This is a genomic window from Faecalibacterium sp. Marseille-P9312 (genome assembly GCF_902497445.1).
Classification (GTDB): Bacteria; Bacillota; Clostridia; order Oscillospirales; family Ruminococcaceae; genus Faecalibacterium; species Faecalibacterium longum.
Window position 1 is genome coordinate 71903 of the sequence record NZ_CABVEW010000012.1, and the last position, 18847, is coordinate 90749.

The 18847-nt window shown below is 51.2% G+C and carries 14 protein-coding genes; 10 read left to right on the forward strand and 4 right to left on the reverse strand.

All coding sequences use genetic code 11. From position 1 onward, the window contains the following. Positions 1–7 precede the first annotated feature (7 nt). The 10 genes from F3G95_RS10100 (at position 8) to F3G95_RS10145 (ending at position 11493) form a co-directional block, all read left to right on the forward strand. Positions 8–1363 (forward strand): hypothetical protein, encoded by a 1356-nt coding sequence (locus F3G95_RS10100; protein WP_149794832.1) that lies wholly within the window; start codon positions 8–10, stop codon positions 1361–1363. A gap of 26 nt (positions 1364–1389) precedes the next feature. Beyond that, entirely contained in the window at positions 1390–1992 is a 603-nt protein-coding gene (locus F3G95_RS10105; protein ID WP_149794833.1) for a hypothetical protein, read from the forward strand. A 60-nt stretch (positions 1993–2052) separates the two neighbouring features. Then, on the forward strand, positions 2053–3189 hold the full coding sequence (locus tag F3G95_RS10110; RefSeq protein ID WP_149794834.1) for a hypothetical protein: 1137 nt from the start codon (positions 2053–2055) through the stop codon (positions 3187–3189). Further along, on the forward strand, positions 3186–4373 hold the full coding sequence (locus tag F3G95_RS10115; RefSeq protein ID WP_149794835.1) for a twin-arginine translocation signal domain-containing protein: 1188 nt from the start codon (positions 3186–3188) through the stop codon (positions 4371–4373). Before F3G95_RS10110 ends, F3G95_RS10115 begins: the two co-directional genes overlap by 4 nt. Positions 4374–4400: 27 nt before the next feature. Then, positions 4401–5669, forward strand: a complete 1269-nt coding sequence (locus tag F3G95_RS10120; RefSeq protein ID WP_149794836.1) for a tetratricopeptide repeat protein — start codon at positions 4401–4403, stop codon at positions 5667–5669. Between the two features lie 15 nt (positions 5670–5684). Next, positions 5685–7007, forward strand: a complete 1323-nt coding sequence (locus F3G95_RS10125) for a tetratricopeptide repeat protein (protein WP_149794837.1) — start codon at positions 5685–5687, stop codon at positions 7005–7007. 20 nt (positions 7008–7027) lie between these two features. Further along, the gene (locus F3G95_RS10130) at positions 7028–8284 is read left to right on the forward strand and encodes a tetratricopeptide repeat protein (RefSeq protein WP_149794838.1); all 1257 of its coding nucleotides are present in this window, start codon (positions 7028–7030) and stop codon (positions 8282–8284) included. An 85-nt stretch (positions 8285–8369) separates the two neighbouring features. Next, positions 8370–9335, forward strand: a complete 966-nt coding sequence (locus F3G95_RS10135) for a hypothetical protein (RefSeq protein ID WP_149794839.1) — start codon at positions 8370–8372, stop codon at positions 9333–9335. Between the two features lie 2 nt (positions 9336–9337). Continuing rightward, positions 9338–11011, forward strand: coding sequence for a tetratricopeptide repeat protein (locus tag F3G95_RS10140; RefSeq protein WP_347562911.1), 1674 nt, complete (start codon positions 9338–9340; stop codon positions 11009–11011). A 287-nt stretch (positions 11012–11298) separates the two neighbouring features. After that, positions 11299–11493 (forward strand): DUF3873 family protein, encoded by a 195-nt coding sequence (locus F3G95_RS10145; protein ID WP_005924624.1) that lies wholly within the window; start codon positions 11299–11301, stop codon positions 11491–11493. 56 nt (positions 11494–11549) lie between these two features. On the opposite strand, the gene F3G95_RS10150 is transcribed toward F3G95_RS10145, so the two are convergent. The 4 genes from F3G95_RS10150 to F3G95_RS10165 form a co-directional block, all read right to left on the reverse strand. Beyond that, on the reverse strand, positions 11550–12932 hold the full coding sequence (locus F3G95_RS10150) for a relaxase/mobilization nuclease domain-containing protein (protein WP_005924627.1): 1383 nt from the start codon (positions 12930–12932) through the stop codon (positions 11550–11552). A 62-nt stretch (positions 12933–12994) separates the two neighbouring features. Further along, positions 12995–13273 (reverse strand): hypothetical protein, encoded by a 279-nt coding sequence (locus F3G95_RS10155; RefSeq protein ID WP_149794841.1) that lies wholly within the window; start codon positions 13271–13273, stop codon positions 12995–12997. A gap of 110 nt (positions 13274–13383) precedes the next feature. Further along, the gene (gene mobC / locus F3G95_RS10160; protein ID WP_005924636.1) at positions 13384–13713 is read right to left on the reverse strand and encodes a plasmid mobilization relaxosome protein MobC; all 330 of its coding nucleotides are present in this window, start codon (positions 13711–13713) and stop codon (positions 13384–13386) included. Between the two features lies 1 nt (position 13714). Beyond that, on the reverse strand, positions 13715–18847 hold a 5133-nt coding region (locus F3G95_RS10165; RefSeq protein ID WP_243130348.1), incomplete at its 5' end, for a DEAD/DEAH box helicase family protein.

Below are 18847 nucleotides of genomic sequence, written 5' to 3' on the forward strand. Positions count from 1 at the left end.
TGGGAAAATGCAGGTGAAAAAATTAGGATACGTCCTGTTTGTGGGAGTTATTGCCGCAGTTTGCATTTTGCCTGCGGCAGTGATGCCTTGGCAGGAGGAAAATGCGGTTGGAAATGAGCAGCTTGCACCCCTTCCGGAGCTACGGGAAGAAGATGGAAGCTTCAACGTCAATATTCTGAATGAGTTTTCGGATTATTTTGCGGATCATTTCGGCTTTCGTCATGAAATGATCACTCTGAATGACCAGCTTACCGGAGCAGCGTTCAAGACGTTGGATAGCAGCAGCGTGCTGCTGGGAAAGAACGGTTGGCTGTTCTACAAAAGTACGCTTGAGGATTATACCGGAGCAAAGCTTTTTACAGCTCGTCAGAGCTATGCTGCCGCTCGTGTGCTGGGGCTGATGCAGGAGTACTGCAAACAGAACGGTGTGGATTTTTACTTTACGATCGCACCGAATAAAAATTCGATATATGGCAGTCAGATGCCAGCGCGCTATGCAGCGGCTTCTAAGAGGAACGTTCAACTGCTTGAACAGCAGATGCAGAAGCAGAACGTCCGATATATCGATCTGTTTGAGGTATTGTCTGATTCCCAAGAACAGTTGTATTACCATTTGGACAGTCATTGGAATATGCGGGGCGCACAGAAGGCGGCACAGGTCCTGCTGAGGAAAATGAAAGGCGCGGAAACAAAGTTCGATTCCTTCATCGCGGGGGAAAAGATTCCCCACACCGGGGATCTGTATAAGATGGTGTATCCTGCCGGAAATGAAACGGAACAGGATACAGCGTATGACTTTACATATCAGTATGATGAAAAATTCCACTCGGCGGATGACATCACCATCCATACGGTAAATCCGGAGACGGATGGAAGCATTTTCGTCTATCGTGATTCCTTTGGCATCAACCTGCACCCCTTTTTGGCACAGAGCTACGGCAGTGCTTGCTTTTCCCGGAATATGCCCTACAGTTTGACAGCGGCTATGGAAGAACAGCCTGATGTGCTGTTGGTGGAGCTGGTCGAGCGCAACCTGAACTGGCTGCTGGAACGTGCCCCGGAATTGCCCGCGCCGAAACGCACAGCGGTTGCGGCGGCAGACACCGGAACAAGCGTGAAAGCGCAGCGAGAGGACAGCCGCATGGAAGAGACATTCTGCCTGACGGGTGACTTGAGCGGGCAGAGCGTGGATGACGAGTCCCTTATTTATATTCTGGCGGGGAACGAAACCTACGAGGCCTCCCCCTGTGGAAAGGGAATACAGCCGTTTACGGCATACCTCCCGCAGGATGTACGGGAGCAGGAATTAAAAGCAGCATTTCTGTCGGATGGAGAATGGGTCTACTGTTCTCTGGCCGATTGAAAGAATAGAAAGAAGGATAAAACAAAATGAAAGCAAGTTATAAGATGACGGTTGTGGCTCTTTGCGGCGCGATGCTTCTGGCATCTGGCTGTGGGGCAAAAACGGAAACGAGTGCTTCATCTGCAGCAGTGTCTGCATCGGAAACGGTGTCCTCTGTGGTGTTGGAGGCCGCTTCGTCTGAAGAGTCAGCAGAGTCTGCGCCGGAAAGTGAAGCTGTATCGGAAGCTGTTTCCGAAGGCGCTTCTGCAGTAAGCGAGGCAGCATCGGAGGCATCGGCAGAGTCCAAGGCGGAATCGAAAGCCGAGACGAAAGCAGAGTCCAAGCCCGCAAAGAAGGAAACGGTTGCTTCCTCCAAAGTGGAAGAAAGCAGGCCGGTAGAAAGCGAGCCTGTCAGTGAAGCTGCTCCTGCAGAGCAGGTAGCCCCGGCGGAAACTGCCAATCTGGAGACGGCCTTGAAGTATGTGGGCAAAGATGTCGCTAAACTGTATTCCGCCATTGGAAAACCGGCCAGCTCGGAGTATGCCTCCAGCTGCATCGGCAACGGTGAAGACGGTCTTCTGTACTACGACGGATTTACGGTGACAACTTACCGCGAAAATGGCAAAGAGACAGTACAGGACGCCTATTGAACATGAAATTCGGCCTCTGGCATTCAACCGGGGGCTGAATCTTTATACAGGAAGATGAGAATGAAACGCCAGAAGATCAAGCGCTATCGGTTTAGCGTGACGCAAAACACAAGAAGAAAAAAATCGCCAGAACCGCTGAAATCAGCGGGTGTGGTGCTGGTGTGCCTGTGTCTGATTGCGGGGGCTGCTTTCGGTGTCCACAAGATGATCCGGAGCAAGGCTGTGGGGTGGCAGGGAGAAGACCTGCACCGCTATTTTGTTTCGCCGGCCACTGGCACACGCGTGCAGGGCCTGTATGAGATCAACCATAGTCTCTACTACTTTGGCAGCAATCATTTTTTGAAGACCGGCTGGATCGAAGAGGATGGCTATATCGGCTATGCTGGCGAGGATGGAAAAATCACCCGGGGTGAAGCCAAGGTGGACGGAAAATACTACTACTTTCAGCCAGAGACCGGACAATTGTATACCGGCTGGCTCACATTGGATGGTGTGGAGTACTGCTTTGACGAAACGGGACACCCGCGCACCGGAACCTATCAAGAGGATGGCAAGACTTGGGAGCTTGATTCTGACGGCCGGGTGAAGGGCCGACTGAATGGGTGGAAAAAGGTGGAGGGCATCCTGAAATACTACGATGAGACCGGCGCACCAGCACAGGGCTGGATACAGCTTGAAGGAAAAGATTACTTTTTTGTGGATGGTATCAGTCAGGCTGGATGGGTCGAGACGGATGCGGGTACGCACTATCTGGATGGAAACGGAAACCAGATGACAGGGTGGTGTGTGATCGATGGCCAGCCCTATGCCTTTGATGCAGGTGGTGAACTGAAGCAGGGATGGGACCATTCCCATGAAAAAAGCTACTACTTTATCAACGGCATCAGCCAGGCGGGCATGTTCCGAGAAGGCACGCTGAGCAGCGATCTGAACGGCAGCGGAAGCGTTCAGCCGGGTGGAAATGCAGCACCGGAGGAAGACCTTGCAGAGGATGCCGAGGGCGAACCGCCGGAAGAAGAACTGTTGGAAGAACAGCCTGCGCAGACGGAAACGGAAGATGGACAGACCACTCCGGCAACAGAGCAGCAGACGCAGCCTGCAGAGGAACCTGCGGCAGCACAGGAGATCATCCCGGAGACACCGGCAGAGATGGAAACTCCGGCACAGGAGCAGGCAGAAAGGACGGAAAATGCATGAAAACGACAAGACGTGATTTTCTGTGCCTTTCGGCTATGGCATGTGCATGGCTTCTGACGGGGTGTCAGCAGCCCACTGTGGAAGAGCGGGCAGTCAGCTGGCAGCCGCAGCAGGGAAGCAGCGGACCGGCCTCTGAATCTGGGCCGATGCTGAATGCTGCGCTGGACGATGAGGCTATTCTGCGGGAGGGTATCCGCATTCCCCAGAACTTTGAACTGCCGCTGGAAGGCTCCACAGGTTTTGCGGGAGCGGCGGTGATGCAGCTGTATGAAAAGCCGGATGAGAACAGCGCAGTGCTGCGCAGGCTTGCGGCAGGTGATATGTTTTACATCCGTCAGGAGTCGGGAGCATACTGGCAGGTCTGCCTGCTGGATGGCACTGTGGGCTGGCTGGAAAATGAGTTCTGCATGATCAACCTGCCCGATGTCCTGCCTTCCGTCGTATACGAAAACCCCAATGCAACGGCATCGATTTTCAAAACCTGCGGTGAGGACATTGAGGGCATCACAGGACAAAAGCTGTATGACGGCTTGTTCTACAACCAACGCCTTGGGCGGGATGAGTATGTGATGCCCATTAACTACGCCATGGCAAAAAAGGTCGGTGCGGCTCAAAAAAGCGCTCTGCAGGCGGGCGATTGCCTGAAGATCGTAGAGACGTTCCGACCTTACGAGGTACAGATGCTGGTAAAGGATGCGGTATATGCCAAGGCACGTGCCGACAAGGATTTGATGACGGAGCTGAATAAGGGAGCGTGGAATATCGGCTGGTTCATTGCAACGTCTCTTTCTAACCATCAACGAGGTGTGGCGATGGACACGACTCTGCTGCGCATCACAGAGCAGACGGAGCACAAAATGGCGGGATGTCCCTTTGTACAGGTGACGGGTGAGGAATACGCCATGCCCTCTGCCATGCACGAGTTGAGCAGTGCGGCGGCCTGCTTTACCGGGCCTGTAACATCCAACTCCGCCACCGCGTGGAAGCGGGCCGCAGCATCGTCATCCATGACAGACGGTGCCCGGCGGCTGCAGAGCTACTGCACCAATGCAGGCATGACACCGCTGGCCTCGGAGTGGTGGCACTTTAATGATCTGGATGCCCAGAACAAAGTGCGTATGACCTCTGGAAACGGAAAATTCTGGCTGGACGGGTGTGTCAGCTGGAAGATGTTTGAGGAATAAACATAGCAAAAACAGGAGGAAAGCAAAATGTCAGAGAAAAAAACGATAAGAGCTGGTGCGGTCTGTTTGTTGGTGAGTCTGCTTGCGGCCCTGTTTTTTACCGCCTGCGTTTCAAAGGCGGTGAATGCGGCAGATAAAATTGAACTGGGCCAGAAGTATCTGACTGAACTGAACTATACGGAAGCTGTGGCATCCTTTACCGAAGCCATCAAGCTGGATCCGGACAACATTCAGGCGTACATGGGCCGTGCGGAAGCCTACATGGCCTTGGGCGAGTATGACAAGGCACTGGCTGATTATCGGTTCATCAGCGGAACAACTGAGAATATGCCCTACACACGGGCACTTTCTTACATCGGCCAGGCGGAGGTGCACGAAAAAATGGAACAGCCTGCCCGTGCCGTTTCGGATTACGGATTGGCAAAGGCACTGCTGAAGGCCAGTGACGCAGGAAAGGCAGAAAACGTTTCGGAGGAGGATGTCAGCGCAAAGCTGGTGCAGGTGCTGTACGTCCATGCGGCTCTCTGCGAGACTTTGAAAAATTACAATACCGCCTTGGAAGACTACAACGACCTGCTGGAGCTGGGCGAGAACACCGCCGCCAAACGGGACGAGGTGCTTTCTCAGCTGGGTGAGATGGCAGAAGACGAAAACGGCCTGACGGATACAGAAGAGCCTGCTGCCGAAAGCACCGCGGAGGAACCGGCGGAAGAGCCGACAGAAGAATCTGCCCCGGGGCAGGAGGCTGCTTCTGAATCCGAAAGCCAGTCGGCCAAGGAAGAAACGAAGCCGGAAGAGCCCGCTTCAAGCTCGGAACAGTCACAAGAGGAGGCTGCTTCGTTGCAGGAAGAAAAAATAACAGAAATCAACTGGGTGGAAGAAACAGTAAAGTCAAAATATTGCAGTAATAGTGTAAGTGTACGATACAGCATTGGAGAAAAAAGTATCCAACTCCTATATGATGGTGAACCTAAAACGTATCACTTGTCTGCACCGCTCCAGTCCGTGCAGCGGGTCAAAAAGGGCGATTATGAGCACTTCGTTTTTTATGTGCCGGAAGGAACTACAGTTACGGCGGACTTGTTGGGCATTGATGGGGCGATGCTTCGCTGGATCGAAGTAAGCCGCATCTCTTCGGAAGACGAACTGCAAAACATAAATGATTCAGATGTGAAGATGGAAACGAGCATGACTGTCCGGAAGAATATAATGTATCAACAGGTGCAGATCTGGGATTATGTAACCCATGTTAGCTGGGTAAGTGATGATGGTGGCATCATCTTTTGTGCGCAGTAATGCGGAGGTACAAACATGATTGCGAGAAGAAGAAAGCTATGGAGCCAACTGATTGCGGTTATAGTGCTGGTAGCGGTGTTATTGACGTCCTGCGGTTCTAAAGCTGCCACAGCAACGGACAAAATCGAACTGGGCCAGAAGTATCTGACTGAACTGAACTACACGGAAGCTATTGCCTCTTTTACAGAGGCAATCAAGCTTGACCCGAATAATATTCAGGCCTACATGGGCCGTGCGGAAGCCTACGTGGCCTTGGGCGAGTATGACAAGGCACTGGCTGATTATCGGTTCATCAGCGGAACAACTGAGGATATGCCCTACACACAGGCACTTTCTTACATCGGTCAGGCGGAAGTGCACGAAAAAATGGAACAGCCTGCCCGTGCCGTTTCGGATTACGGATTAGCAAAGGCGCTGCTGAAGGCCAGTGATGCAGGAAAGGCAGAAAACGTTTCGGAGGAAGATGTCAGCGCAAAGCTGGTGCAGGTGCTGTATGTCCATGCGGCTCTATGCGAGACTCTGACAAATTACAATGCCGCCTTGGAAGACTACAACGACCTGCTGGAGCTGGGCGAGAACACTGCCGCCAAACGGGACGAGGTGCTTTCTCAGCTGGGTGAGACGGCAGAAGACGAAAACGGCCTGACCGATGCGGAAGAGCCTGCTGCCGAAAGCACCGCGGAGGAACCGGCGGAAGAGCCGACAGAAGAATCTGCCCCGGGGCAGGAGGCTGCTTCTGAATCCGAAAGCCAGTCGGCCAAGGAAGAAACGAAACAGGAAGAGCCCGCTTCAAGTTCGGAACAGGCGGCAGATACGGAAGAAGCTGCGGCCAGCCAAGAGAAAGCATCTACTCAGCCAGAAGAAGAAAAAACAAACTGGGTGACCTATACGGAGACAAAAACATCCTTTATGGGGAGTAATTGTATCTTACATGTGAAATATGGAATCGGAGAAAAGAACATTACGGTTCAAGAGACAGAAGACGCTGAAGATGACAGAGTCGAAAGCAAAACGATTTATCATTTGTCTGTGCCGCTTCAGTCTGCCAAGCGGGTTGAAAAGGGCTATGATGGACATGTGATTTTTTATGTCCCGGAAGGAACGACTATCACGATGTCCTACTCATATCAGGATGGAAAATATTCGAATCGAGCAGATCCATGCACTTTTAACTGGATAGAAACGAATCGTGTCATGTCTGATAGTGAAGTTGAAAATGCGAATGTTGCCTGTGCAGAGAGCGTGACGATTCAGAAAGGCACAATGTATCAAATGGTGAATGGAACTGTGGATGGGTGGATAAGTGATATCGGCGGCGTTGTTTTCTGTGCAAAGTAAAGCGGAGGTGTAAAATCTATATGGTTACAGAAAAAAGAAGGACAGGGCTACGGCTGATAGTGGCAGTCCTGCTGGAAGTGTTTCTGTTTACTGCTTGTGCATCAGGTGCATCGAAAGCAAATGAAAAGATTGAACTGGGACAGAAGTACCTGACAGAACTGAATTATACCGAGGCGGTGGCGGCATTTACGGAAGTGATAAAAATCGACCCTTCCAACATTGAAGCGTATGCGGGCCGTGCAGAAGCTTACAAGGGCTTGAAGCAGTATGAAGAAGCAAAGGCCGACTATACGACGGTCATTGAAAAAGCAGATGATATGCCGTATACGCAGGCGCAGGCCTATGCAGGTCGTGCAGAGGTGTACGACCTGACGGATGACACCACTGCAGCAGAAAGCGACTACAGTGCAGCACTCGGCCTGTTGGAAAACGAGGATGTCGGCAAAAAAGAAAATATCGCCGAGAAGCTGATTCGTGAGCTGAAGATCAAAGTCCTGCAGTTCCATGCGGAAGTCTGCATGAAGCTCGGCCTGTACGATAAAGCGATGGAGGATTATGCAAAGCTGGAAGAACTGGGCGTGAATATGTCGGAAGACGACGCCCCCGAATCTTCTCAGCAGGATGAGTCGTCCGCCGGTGGTGCGTATGTGTGGAGCTACACAGATGATGAGGGCAATGTCACCCAAATGCTGCTTACTGTGCAGGCCGGAAGCGACCAATTGAATGCTGCAGTGGAATATCCGCCGGAAGCAGAAGTCGGCTCCATGATCGCATATTATAAAATGCAAAAAAATGATCCTGAATTATTGCAGGCTCAGAAGGAAATGCAAAAGCTATCAGAAAAAGGCAGCAAAGTGTCCGCCCAGATCGATCCCAACCATGTAACAGAAGCGCAAATGAAGGAGTTGGAAGCGATTTCAGCTCAGTGGGAAGCGCTTGAAGCCAAATATGGCGATGCTATTCAGCGGTATGAAAATGAGATGGAAAAATGGGCGGGAATAGACTGGAAACCGCAGGTCATTGAAACGCTCGTACTGAGCCATCCTGTCAGCAGAGTGGAAAAAACATCAGACGTTCTTTACATTTATGTGCCCACAGGAACGAAGCTTGTAACGGGACAGATGACTTTCACGTCGTACAGTGGAAGGGCTGAAACGATTGATATGACGGATTCTTTATACGGGGGTATAAATGATCCGGCAACGCCGATCTACGAGTGGGACACCAGTAGTGATGCGAATGGCTCTTTCCGAATTGAATTCCGGGAAGACAAATAAGCGGCGAAGCGGGTGAACATATGCGAACATGGAAATGCAGAATGATTTTCCGTGGAGATAACTGATAAGAACGAAGGAATTTGCAATGAAAAAAATAATGAAACGAGATCAGGCGGGAAGAGCTGTTGCAGTGGTACTTCTTACAATGGCGATACTGACGTCCTGTGCTCCCCAAAAAGCGGAGTCCGAGGAACAGGTAGCATCGGTGCAAAGTGCTTCTAGCGAGCGAACAACGTCCGTATCTTCTCAAGAAGAAGTGGAAGAACCGAACAGCGATGCGATATTCCAGAAGGCGCTGGATGATGTGGCGGATGCGGACAACTGCTATTTGATCGTAAGTGACTACAATGGAGATGGAGCTCAGGAAGCTTTTGCTTTTACCGGTATCTGGAATAGTGATAATGAAAACTGGCAGAAACTGAAACTTTACTATATCCATTCAGATGGTCAGGCGGAAGAAATCAAAATGGACGGGGATGTGGTCGGACGGCCGGAAAAAGTATCTGACCCGGAACAAACCGATTTTTCAGATAATCTCATCACACTGGGAAACAAAACATTCCTGAGCTTTGAAATAGGACATCCATCCAGTGAATACCAGAACATATTGCTTGGTGCGGTAGGAGAGCAGGTCACGCAGAACTATCTCATTGGATTCCCGGAAAAAGTCGATGAAAGCCACATTGCAGCAGAAAACTTAGATGAGCGAGTCGTCTATAGGGAAGAGAATGGACGCTTCATCGAAGTGGAGCGGATGCCCGGAGAAGAATATGAGGAGCAGTTTGCCTCAAGAGAAGAATATCTGAACCGTATGTTGTCCGAGACCCAGTTGAAAGGACTAGCCGCTGATCTGGGTGTGCCGGAAGCTCTGGGGGTGCGCTACACGCAGAGTGAGAGAGCTTATTGGGAGGCCGGAGGCTGCTGGGAAATCTATGTTGAAATCGATGCAGACAAAAAGGTAGTGGCGGCCGCTAGTGTAGATGCAGAAACGGGAGAGCTGACACGAAACATTTTGACCTATAATGGATCTGGCTATTGGGAGGCAGAGTGAAAATGAAGAAAAGGTTTTGGAAACTGTCCCTTTGTGGAATCGTTCTGGTGCTTCTGCTTTTTACCGCCTGCAGTTCTAAAGCTGCCAAGGCTGTGGAAAAAGTCGAACTTGGCCAGAAATACCTGACAGAGCTGAATTATACGGAGGCTGTAGCGTCCTTTACAGAGGCTATCGGCCTTGACCCGGAGAATATTCCGGCTTATATGGGACGTGCACAGGCGTATGTCGGTCTGAAGCAGTACGACGACGCAAAGGTAGATTACACCACGGCTATCGAAAAAACGGAAGAACAGCCCTATACGCAGGCCGAAGCTTACGTTGGACGTGCTGAGGTGAACGAACTGACAACTTCCAACGAGGATGCTCTGAGCGACTATGAGGCGGCATCTACCGCATTGGATAAGGTCGATGTGGAAAAAATCACCGATGTCACAGAACAGATGCTGGAAGCGCTGAAGATCAAAGTCTATAATGCTTGTGCGCGTCTGAATGCATTTTTTGGCAGAAACGAGGCGGCAGCGGCCAGCTACACGAAGGCTATCGACAGTCTGGCCAAGCTTCCGGACGATGCAGAGGTTCTGGATGTAAAAGCCGCAAAGATAGAGTCGTACACCGGCCGTGCAGATGCCAATGCGGCACAGGAAAAGTATGAAGAAGTCCTGCCGGATTACGATGCCCTGATCGACATGGGCGAGGACAAAACGGCTGACCGGGACGCGATTTTGAGAGCTATGAGCCTTGCCAAGAGCAAAGCAGGTGACCTGAACAGTTCGATTAACTGGCTGGATGAGGTGAATCACACAGACTATGCGGCAAGCATTCAGCTGACAGAGGCCGAAAATATCCTGAAACAGGCCGCAGAGCAGGCCAAGGCAGACGGGGTAAAAGCTTACGATAAAATCAAAGAGACTCTTTCTACTGACGAAGCAAAAGCTGCAATGCAGAACCTTCTGGCCCGGGGTTATCAGCTGCGCTATTACGACGCCGATGGTAAGATGCTGGCGGTTTACACAGATACAACGGCTTGGGCAGATGTGAATGAAGAAGAAAACGGCATGATCACCGCAGAAGATCTGACAGTTGCTGACCCCAGTGCGGAAGATATAAGTGCAGTGTCTCTGGGCAAGCTGTATGTATATTATGGCGGTCATGAAAACCGCAGCCGTGAGGGTGAAGGTCTGTGGTTCATTCTGAATCCTACCAAAACGGACCTGACTGCCGAAACTTATACATGGGAGAATGATAAGCCCAAGGGCGATTTCAAAAAGAAAGAAGCGCCGAAGCCCGTCGCGGCAGATGTACAAATGACTTCATATAGTGCATCTCAAACCTTGGACTCGGCGGGATACCCGGGCTGGTCTTCTCAAGCTACAGTTACCTATGGAATTGGAGGAACAACGCTTCGCGTTCGGGAAACTTTTTTCAATAATGGTGTAGTAGATATCGACTGGGACACCAAACTTATTTTCTCACAGCCAATACTGGAAGTGTCGAGAAAAAGCTATGGGGCAGCATTTACAGTCCCGGCAGGAACGACTGTAAAAAGAGCAGATGGATACGGAGTGGAAACATTTAGTGGTGAAAGCGGAAAGGTACTGACCATCAAAGCCGGAAAGACGTATCATTTGAATTATGCGGGAATGGAAAGCTACGGAATAACAATAACCGCAAAGTAAAACATAGTGGAGTAAAAAATTGTTGTTGCAAGCAGTGCATTCGTGCGCACAAATGCAAATTTTGCGTTGCAAAATGCTTGTTGGGAAATCCCAAACCCTTTCTGATCTGCACCGTTCCGGTGCAGGCTGCGCGTTCTTTCCGAACGCTATTGAATGTGTCAATGCACACTCTCTCCGAAAATCCGGGGTGCTTTTTGGTGCAAGCGTCAATGGCATAATTCCTAAGTTCATGATAGAATAGGTGCGTTGTGTGCCTGACACATGAAAACGGAAAGGACGATGCAGAAATGGAGCAGCTTTATCTGATGCCCGGTGAGGAACGCTACACAAAGTTTCGGGATGAGAACGGTGTGCCCAAAATCCGTTACACCTACTGCTCCCTGCACGGCAAGCTGTTCAATTGCGTGTGTCGCTCAACAGATGAAGCCCAACGGCTGTGTGAAGATTGGCTCGTAACGCAGGATCGCTGCTACATAAACTAAAAAAGTCGCCGAGGATTCCGCCCCATGAAAGGGTTAGAATCCTCGGCGACTTTCGTTTATCGGGTCTGCTGCTTTTCCTGTGCGTCTTTTTCTTCTGCGAAGAACAATTCAATATTTTTCTGTGCCTTTACCAACTCCTGCATTTCTTCTCGTGCCTTGCGATAGTCCGGGTAGGCTGCTTTCTTTTGGGTCAGAAGATCGGAATACTCTGCATTCAGTGCTTTGACCTTCGGCAGCTTTTTTAAGCCAGTTTCATCGAAAGCGGCCTTGGCTACTTTGTGCAGTGTGATTTCTTCCCGGTGAGTATCCAGAAACTTTTTGCTATATCCCGCTTTCCGGTAGGCATCGTAGACTGGGTGGGTCTTGGCGTAATTGACGATGTGCGTTTTCAGCACAGCAATTTCCGCCATCCGTGTTTCGGCGGCTTTGATGGAATCTCCCAGCTGGTGGTATTTTTCTGTTGCCGCCGCTGTGCGTTCATTCAGTTCATCTGCGCTGCCAATTTTGTGCTCCTGCAAGAAAATCAGCGTCTTGGACATTTCTTTCAGATTATATTTTTTCGCCCATCGTGCATAGCCTTCGCTTTTGCCCTCGGAGAGCTTTGCCTGAATGTCAACCAGCAATTGGAACGGCGGCTCTTGGAACGGCTGTGTCTGACGCGGACGGTGTTCGGTTTTTCCCGCAATCACCGCTTGCAGTTCATCCTCACTGTACCCAGCCCCCAGCGTTTTGAAGCGGATGAACCGCTTCTGCCGTGCGCCCTTGACGGAAGTGTATTTTCCACGCTTGACCTCATAACCCTGTTGTTCCAGTTTTTGCAGAAAATCTTCGTAATCCTTGGGCTTTTCTGCAAGGATGCTGTCGATGATGCCACACAGCCTATCACGATTGCTTTCTTTGGGTGGATAGAGGGTACGTTTCTGCCGTTCCCGGTAGGGCTTTATTTCAATAACAGAGAGCTGATGCTCCAGACAAATCAAGTCGCTCAACCGCTGAACGGCCAGTGCCGAAAAGAAAAAATCCCGGAACTTTTTTGAACCGTCCAATGCGGTGGAGTTGAAAATCACATGGTTATGGATGTGGTGACGGTCTGTGTGGGTGGCAACGATAAAAGCGTATTTGCCCTTGGTAAACCGCATGGCAAGTTCATAGCCCACCTTGTTGGCTTCCTCGGCGGTGATCTCACCGGGTTTGAAAGACTGTCGAATTTGATAGGCGATGATGTCGCTTTTCTGTCTGCGCCCGGTAGCAAGTTCATACTGCCGCTTGGAAAGCATAAATTCTTCATCGACTGTCAGAGGGCTACACTCGTAGCAGCTTACCAGTTCACCTTGTTCGGTCTTATCTGGATTCTGCACATAGTCTGTGCGGCTTTTCAGACAAGCCGCAACTGACTTGCCCTTGTTTTTGTGCAACGCGATCAGCCGTGTCGCGGCCATCCTGAATCACCCCCATAAAAGAAAAATGCCGCCCGAAGGCGGCAAACGATTAAAACTATTTCTTACAGTTCGGCAAGCCACTCACTGAAACGTCTGATGTCCTCGGTGATGGCTGTTGCACCGAAAAAGAGAACGAAGCAGATGAACTCAGCTACCAGCAGGACAAAGAACTGATCCCAAGTCTGGCGGTAGGCAGTGTAGATGCCGCAGCCGAAGATGTAGAGCATCAGCGGAGCAACCACATAGCTGGACAACGTGAGCAGCCACTTCGCCATCAGAGCCAGAAAAGCCACAAAGAGAGAAACCGGGAAGAGAACAATTTTCTTCAGGATAGACATCATATCAGGCACTTCCTTTCTGTTCGCTCTTATTATAAAGGTATCGACTATTGCACTGCAAGGATGTCAAGCATTATATGTACACCCGCAGTCCTCCAACTGCGGGAATTTTCTTAGAGATTTGCCAGTTTAGTCAGAATCTGCTTGCCAATGGAAATCAGTTCGTCCAGCCGGGTGCGCAGATCAGCAAGGTCGGCAGAGTAGATCTTGCCGTTTTCGTTAGCGCGTTTGGCGACCTGATTCAGATTGTTACTGCAATTCTGAAGCAGATAAGCCATTCGGCGCAGCTGTGGAAGGTCGAGGTTCAGGCAGTAGCCATCCAGTGCCATTTTGCGGATATAGGCACTCAGACTGTGGATGCCCATTCCATACATCTTATCTAAAATGCGGTTTCGTTCTTCATCGGTCACACGAATAAATAGACGGTGTTCCCGCTTTTTCACATTATCGCCCCTCCTTATCCAGATAACTCTTGAACGGCTTGACTGGTTCCGGTTGGTTGACCTTTTCCTCCAGCGCAGCCAGCACGGACGGACGAGTTGTGGGAGTTTCTTCTGCTTTTTCGGGAGAATCCTGTGCCGAACTGCGATCAATGTTCAGCAAGGCGTTCAATTCAGAAAGTCGGGCAGACTTTTCGGCCAGTTCTTCCTCCTGTGCAAACGGCTTTGCCACTTCAACCTCTGCAGCCTGTTTCTGCTGCTCCAGATTTTGCAGAGCATTTTCAGCGTCTGCAATACGGTCCGTAAAGTTGTCGATGGCATTGTCCAGACGAGTGATATTGCCGCGCGCATCATCGCCCAGCGATACCGGATAGCTCAACTCTGCCCGGAGAACGGCTTGATGCTCATTTTTGAAGCTGTCGAACCGGATGTTCAGTTCAAAGCCACGGTAGGTGCCCAGCAGCATCATATCGGCATTGGGCATCTCCTGCCGAGCCAGCAGCAACCGTTCGCCCGCAGACTTTTTGTCATCGTACACCATACCTTTGATGGTCATACCGCAGAAGTTTTCTTTGTCTTGCGGGTGTGCTGCTGCAATCTGTGAATCCTGCTGCAAAGCAGCAATGCGGGTTTTCTGTTTCTGGATCTCCTCCGGGAAAGTTTTGAGCAGCTTATCTTCCAGACGATATTTCTGATTCTGGAAGTCACCGCGCAGAACTTTCAATTTTGCCACCTGCACGTCCAAATCCATCTTTTCCCGGATGCGCGGGTCACCAGCACACAGAGCCTTGATTTCAGCGTAAGACAGAGCCTGCTCATCAATATCATCGCAGGAGCGCATAGGCGACTTGCTCGTCATGATCTGCGAAATGAACTTCTGCTTATTCTCTAAGGTCTGGTACAAGTAGGCGTCAAATGTCGATTCCGTGACGTAATTATAGACGTACACTTGTTTGTTTTGATTGCCTTGGCGGATGATTCTGCCATTGCGCTGAGTCATATCCGACGGACGCCAGCCTACATCCAGATGATGCACTGCCACAAGAAGCGTCTGGACATTTGTACCGGCTCCCATTTTTGCAGTGCTGCCCAGCAGCACACGCACCTGTCCGCTGCGCACCTTGGAGAAAAGTTCTGCTTTCTTGTTCTCCGTATCTGCGTTGTGGATGAACTCGATTTCCTGCTCTGGCACACCAGCAGTGAGCAGCTTGGAGCGGATATCGTCATAGACGTTGAACGAACCGTCACCCTTTGGAGTAGACATATCGCAGAAAATCAGCTGGGTCAGCTTCTGTTCCTTGGTGTCGTTCCAGATGCGCAGGACGTTGTTGACGCAGGCATTCAACTTACTGCTGGGGTCATCGGGCAGAGCGGAATTCATCAACCGCTGGTCAAGACCGATTTTGCGGCCATCCGACGTGATTTTCAACATATTATCCACAGAGGGGTCAACAGAACCGCTGTGGACTTCGGCTGCACGTTCGCTCAACGCCTGCACCATGTCCTGTTGGATTTCCGAAGGTTTGACCACCACCGTCTCAAATTTTGCATCAGGCACCGGGAGATGAAGCTGATCGCTGGTCTTGATATCTGCTGCTTCTTTGAACATCGCCATCAGTTCAGGCAAGTTGAAGAACTTCGCAAAACGAGTGCGTGCACGGTATCCGGTGCCTTCGGGCGCAAGTTCGATGGCAGTAGTAGTTTCACCAAAAGTCGATGCCCATGCGTCAAAATGGGTCAATCCTTTCTGTTGCAAGGTGTTGTACTGGAGATAGCGCATGAGGGTGTACATCTCGGTCATACTGTTGCTCAGGGGTGTACCCGTTGCAAAAATCACGCCACGGCCACCGGTGATTTCATCCAGATAGCGACACTTGCCGAACATATCGCTGGATTTTTGTGCCTCGCTCGTACTCAAACCTGCGACATTACGCATTTTCGTGTACAAGTAGAGGTTCTTAAACGCCTGACTTTCATCTACAAACAACCTGTCTACGCCCAATTGTTCAAACGTAACCACATCATCTTTACGGTCTGCGCCTTGCAGCTTTTCCAGTTTCTGTTTCAGAGACTTGCGCAACTTTTCCAGCTGCTTTACTGTGAAATGCTCACCAACCTGTGCTTTCGCTTCTTCGATGGCCTCCTCGATTTCATCCATCTGTTCCTGAATCAGACGTTCCTGTCGTTCTGCGGACAAGGGTATTTTTTCAAACTGACTATGCCCGATGATAACCGCATCGTAGTCACCGGTCGCAATTCTCGCACAGAATTTTTTGCGATTACCGGGTTCAAAATCTTTTTTGCTGGTAACCAGCAGCTTTGCATTGGGGTACAGGCGTAAAAACTCGCTGGCCCATTGTTCCGTCAAATGATTTGGCACGACAAAAAGACTTTTCTGGCACAAGCCCAGACGTTTCAGTTCCATAGCGGAAGCCGCCATCTCAAAACTCTTGCCGGCACCGACTTCGTGCGCCAAAAGGGTGTTGTACCCATACAGCACATGGGCAACCGCATTGCGCTGATGCTCTCGCAAATTGATCTCCGGGTTCATGCCCACAAAATGAATGTGGGAACCATCGTATTCACGGGGGCGGGTGCTGTTAAAAAGCTCGTTGTACTTCTTCACCAATAGGGCACGCCGCTGAGGGTCTTTCCAGACCCAGCCAGCGAAAGCATCCTTGATGGCCTGCTGTTTCTGCTGGGCGAGGGTGGTTTCGTTTTGATTCAGCACACGCTTTTCTTTCCCATCCTCCTCGATGGTATCATAAACGCGGCTATCACGCAAATTCAAGGTGTCTTCCAAAATCTTGTAAGCATTGGCCCTGCGGGTACCGTAGGTTTCGGTGGCCATAATGTCACCGAAGCCAGTAGCAGATTTATTGCTGATTCGCCATTCGGAAGTGTAAGGGGAGTAGCGAACGGTGATGGCATTGTTGTAGCGGATACGATAGGGCGGCTGAAAAGTTTCCATCATGAACTGCTGCACAATAGAGGGGGCAAGCCATGTGGCACCCAGCCGCACATCAATTTCAGATGCTTCCAAATCTTTGGGCTGCGCCTTGGTCAGTGCGTCCACATTGACCTTGAACTCCGGGTGGTTTTCCGCAGCAAGCTGTGCCATCCGCAGCTTATCGCGTACATTACCCGAAAGGTATTCGTCCGCAGTCTGCCAGCCCGCTTCCGGGTCGGTGGGGTCGGCGGCAGGGTCCTTGAAGATCACACCAGACAATTCAGTGGTGATGCGCCCGTACTCGCCGGGTGTGCCCAGCAGTTCTGCCATATAAGGCAGATCAACCTTGCCATGCTCCCCGATGGACACTGCCAGTGCTTCACTGGGGGTATCCACGCTGGTGACAACACGCTCTGGCCGAATCGTCCGCTTGGTGAACATATCTGCCTTGGACTTGAGATTTTTATTCTCGTCCAGATTCTCCAGTGAGCAGAGCAGATAGTAGGAACTGTCATCATCGAACAGGCGGGCATTTTTCTTGTCGTTGATCAGCCCGTATTTTGCAGTAAAGGCATCGTAGGCGGCGTTCAATTTTGCTTGCGATGCCTTAATGTCCTCGTCCGGGAAGTCGTTCAACTGCTGGTCAATCAGTTCGTTGACGATCTGCCGCAACTCCACCATACCAGCTACACGGCCTTTGGCGTTGTCGGACAGTTCAATCTGCGTCATGATAGAGTTCTCTCGGTAGTATATCTCGCCATCAACAACCGTATAGCTAAAATTCTTCACAGTCGGGTCTGCGGGCAGCGTTTTGCGCTGTGCTTCCGCATCTGCGACGTCCGGGGCAGCAATCTCCACCGCAGTGTAATTGCCCTCAATATGCTGTACCGCTTCTGCAAGCTGGTCTGCCAGCACTGCACCCTCAATGGGTGCAACGGTCAGGTCGTGACCGTACTGGGTGCTTTCCAGTGTCAGCTGTCCCAGCACCATCTCCGGGTGGTCTACGAAATACTGGTTGATGGCAAAACCATCTTCGGTCTTGCCCAGCTGCACCCAATCCGGCTCATGGTCGATGGGGCGGTCACGCTTTTGCAGGAAGATGATGTCCGAAACGACATCGGTGCCTGCGTTCGCCTTAAACGCATTATTCGGCAGACGGATGGCACCCAGCAAATCGGCACGCTCTGCCATGTGTTTGCGGGCGGTGCTGTCCTTGCTGTCCATGGTGTAGCGGCTGGTGACGAACGCCACGATGCCGCCCGGACGCACTTGGTCGATGGCTTTCGCAAAGAAATAATTGTGGATGCTAAAGCCAAGTTTGTTGTACGCCTTGTCGTTGACCTTGTACTGACCGAAAGGCACGTTGCCGACAGCGAGGTCATAAAAATCACGGCGATCAGTGGTCTCAAAGCCCGCCACGGTAATGTCGGCCTGCGGGTACAGCTTTTTGGCGATGCGCCCGGTGATGGAATCCAGTTCCACGCCGTACAGACGGCTATCCTGCATGGTGTCCGGCAGCATTCCGAAGAAGTTGCCCACACCCATGGACGGCTCCAAGATGTTGCCAGACCGGAAACCCATGCGCTCCACGGCATCGTAGATGCCACGGATAACGGTGGGGCTGGTGTAGTGGGCGTTCAGGGTGCTGGAACGGGCAGCAGCATACTCATCCTCGGAGAGCAGCCCTTTCAGTTCGGTGTACTCTTTTGCCCATCCGTCCTTGTTGGGGTCAAAAGCATCTGCAAGACCGCCCCAGCCCACATACTGGGAAAGCACCTGCTGTTCCTCGGCGGTGGCACCACGGTGTTCCTGTTCCAGCTTGAACAGGGTGCGGATGGCTTCGATATTTCGGGCATATTTCTGCTTTGCGCCGCCCTCGCCCAGATGGTCGTCCGTGATGTGGAAATTTCCGGCAGGCTCCGGCGCAGGTTCAGCATTCAGGGCTTCATCCAAGGCAACAGCATCCGGGAAGGTCTGCACCTTTCCGTCCATTACGTTAGAGATGGGCAGTTCGTCCAATTCTTCGTCCGTAAGTGGCGGTTTGTCCTCGTCCGGCTCATGCGCAGGAGTGAGATTGACCGTCAGGTTGTGCAGATGGATGTTGCCCGGCTGGCGCAGCAGCCGTTCCAGATTTTCCTTGCTTTCCGAGCGGGCAACCGGATAGACCTCATCCGGGTCACGAAGCTG

Bases quoted from the DNA above. Each gene is read 5' to 3' on its own strand.
- F3G95_RS10100 (WP_149794832.1), top strand. From the start codon at position 8: ATGCAGGTGAAAAAATTAGGATACGTCCTGTTTGTGGGAGTTATTGCC.
- F3G95_RS10105 (WP_149794833.1), top strand. From the start codon at position 1,390: ATGAAAGCAAGTTATAAGATGACGGTTGTGGCTCTTTGCGGCGCGATG.
- F3G95_RS10110 (WP_149794834.1), top strand. From the start codon at position 2,053: ATGAAACGCCAGAAGATCAAGCGCTATCGGTTTAGCGTGACGCAAAAC.
- F3G95_RS10115 (WP_149794835.1), top strand. From the start codon at position 3,186: ATGAAAACGACAAGACGTGATTTTCTGTGCCTTTCGGCTATGGCATGT.
- F3G95_RS10120 (WP_149794836.1), top strand. From the start codon at position 4,401: ATGTCAGAGAAAAAAACGATAAGAGCTGGTGCGGTCTGTTTGTTGGTG.
- F3G95_RS10125 (WP_149794837.1), top strand. From the start codon at position 5,685: ATGATTGCGAGAAGAAGAAAGCTATGGAGCCAACTGATTGCGGTTATA.
- F3G95_RS10130 (WP_149794838.1), top strand. From the start codon at position 7,028: ATGGTTACAGAAAAAAGAAGGACAGGGCTACGGCTGATAGTGGCAGTC.
- F3G95_RS10135 (WP_149794839.1), top strand. From the start codon at position 8,370: ATGAAAAAAATAATGAAACGAGATCAGGCGGGAAGAGCTGTTGCAGTG.
- F3G95_RS10140 (WP_347562911.1), top strand. From the start codon at position 9,338: ATGAAGAAAAGGTTTTGGAAACTGTCCCTTTGTGGAATCGTTCTGGTG.
- F3G95_RS10145 (WP_005924624.1), top strand. From the start codon at position 11,299: ATGGAGCAGCTTTATCTGATGCCCGGTGAGGAACGCTACACAAAGTTT.
- F3G95_RS10150 (WP_005924627.1), bottom strand. From the start codon at position 12,932: ATGGCCGCGACACGGCTGATCGCGTTGCACAAAAACAAGGGCAAGTCA.
- F3G95_RS10155 (WP_149794841.1), bottom strand. From the start codon at position 13,273: ATGATGTCTATCCTGAAGAAAATTGTTCTCTTCCCGGTTTCTCTCTTT.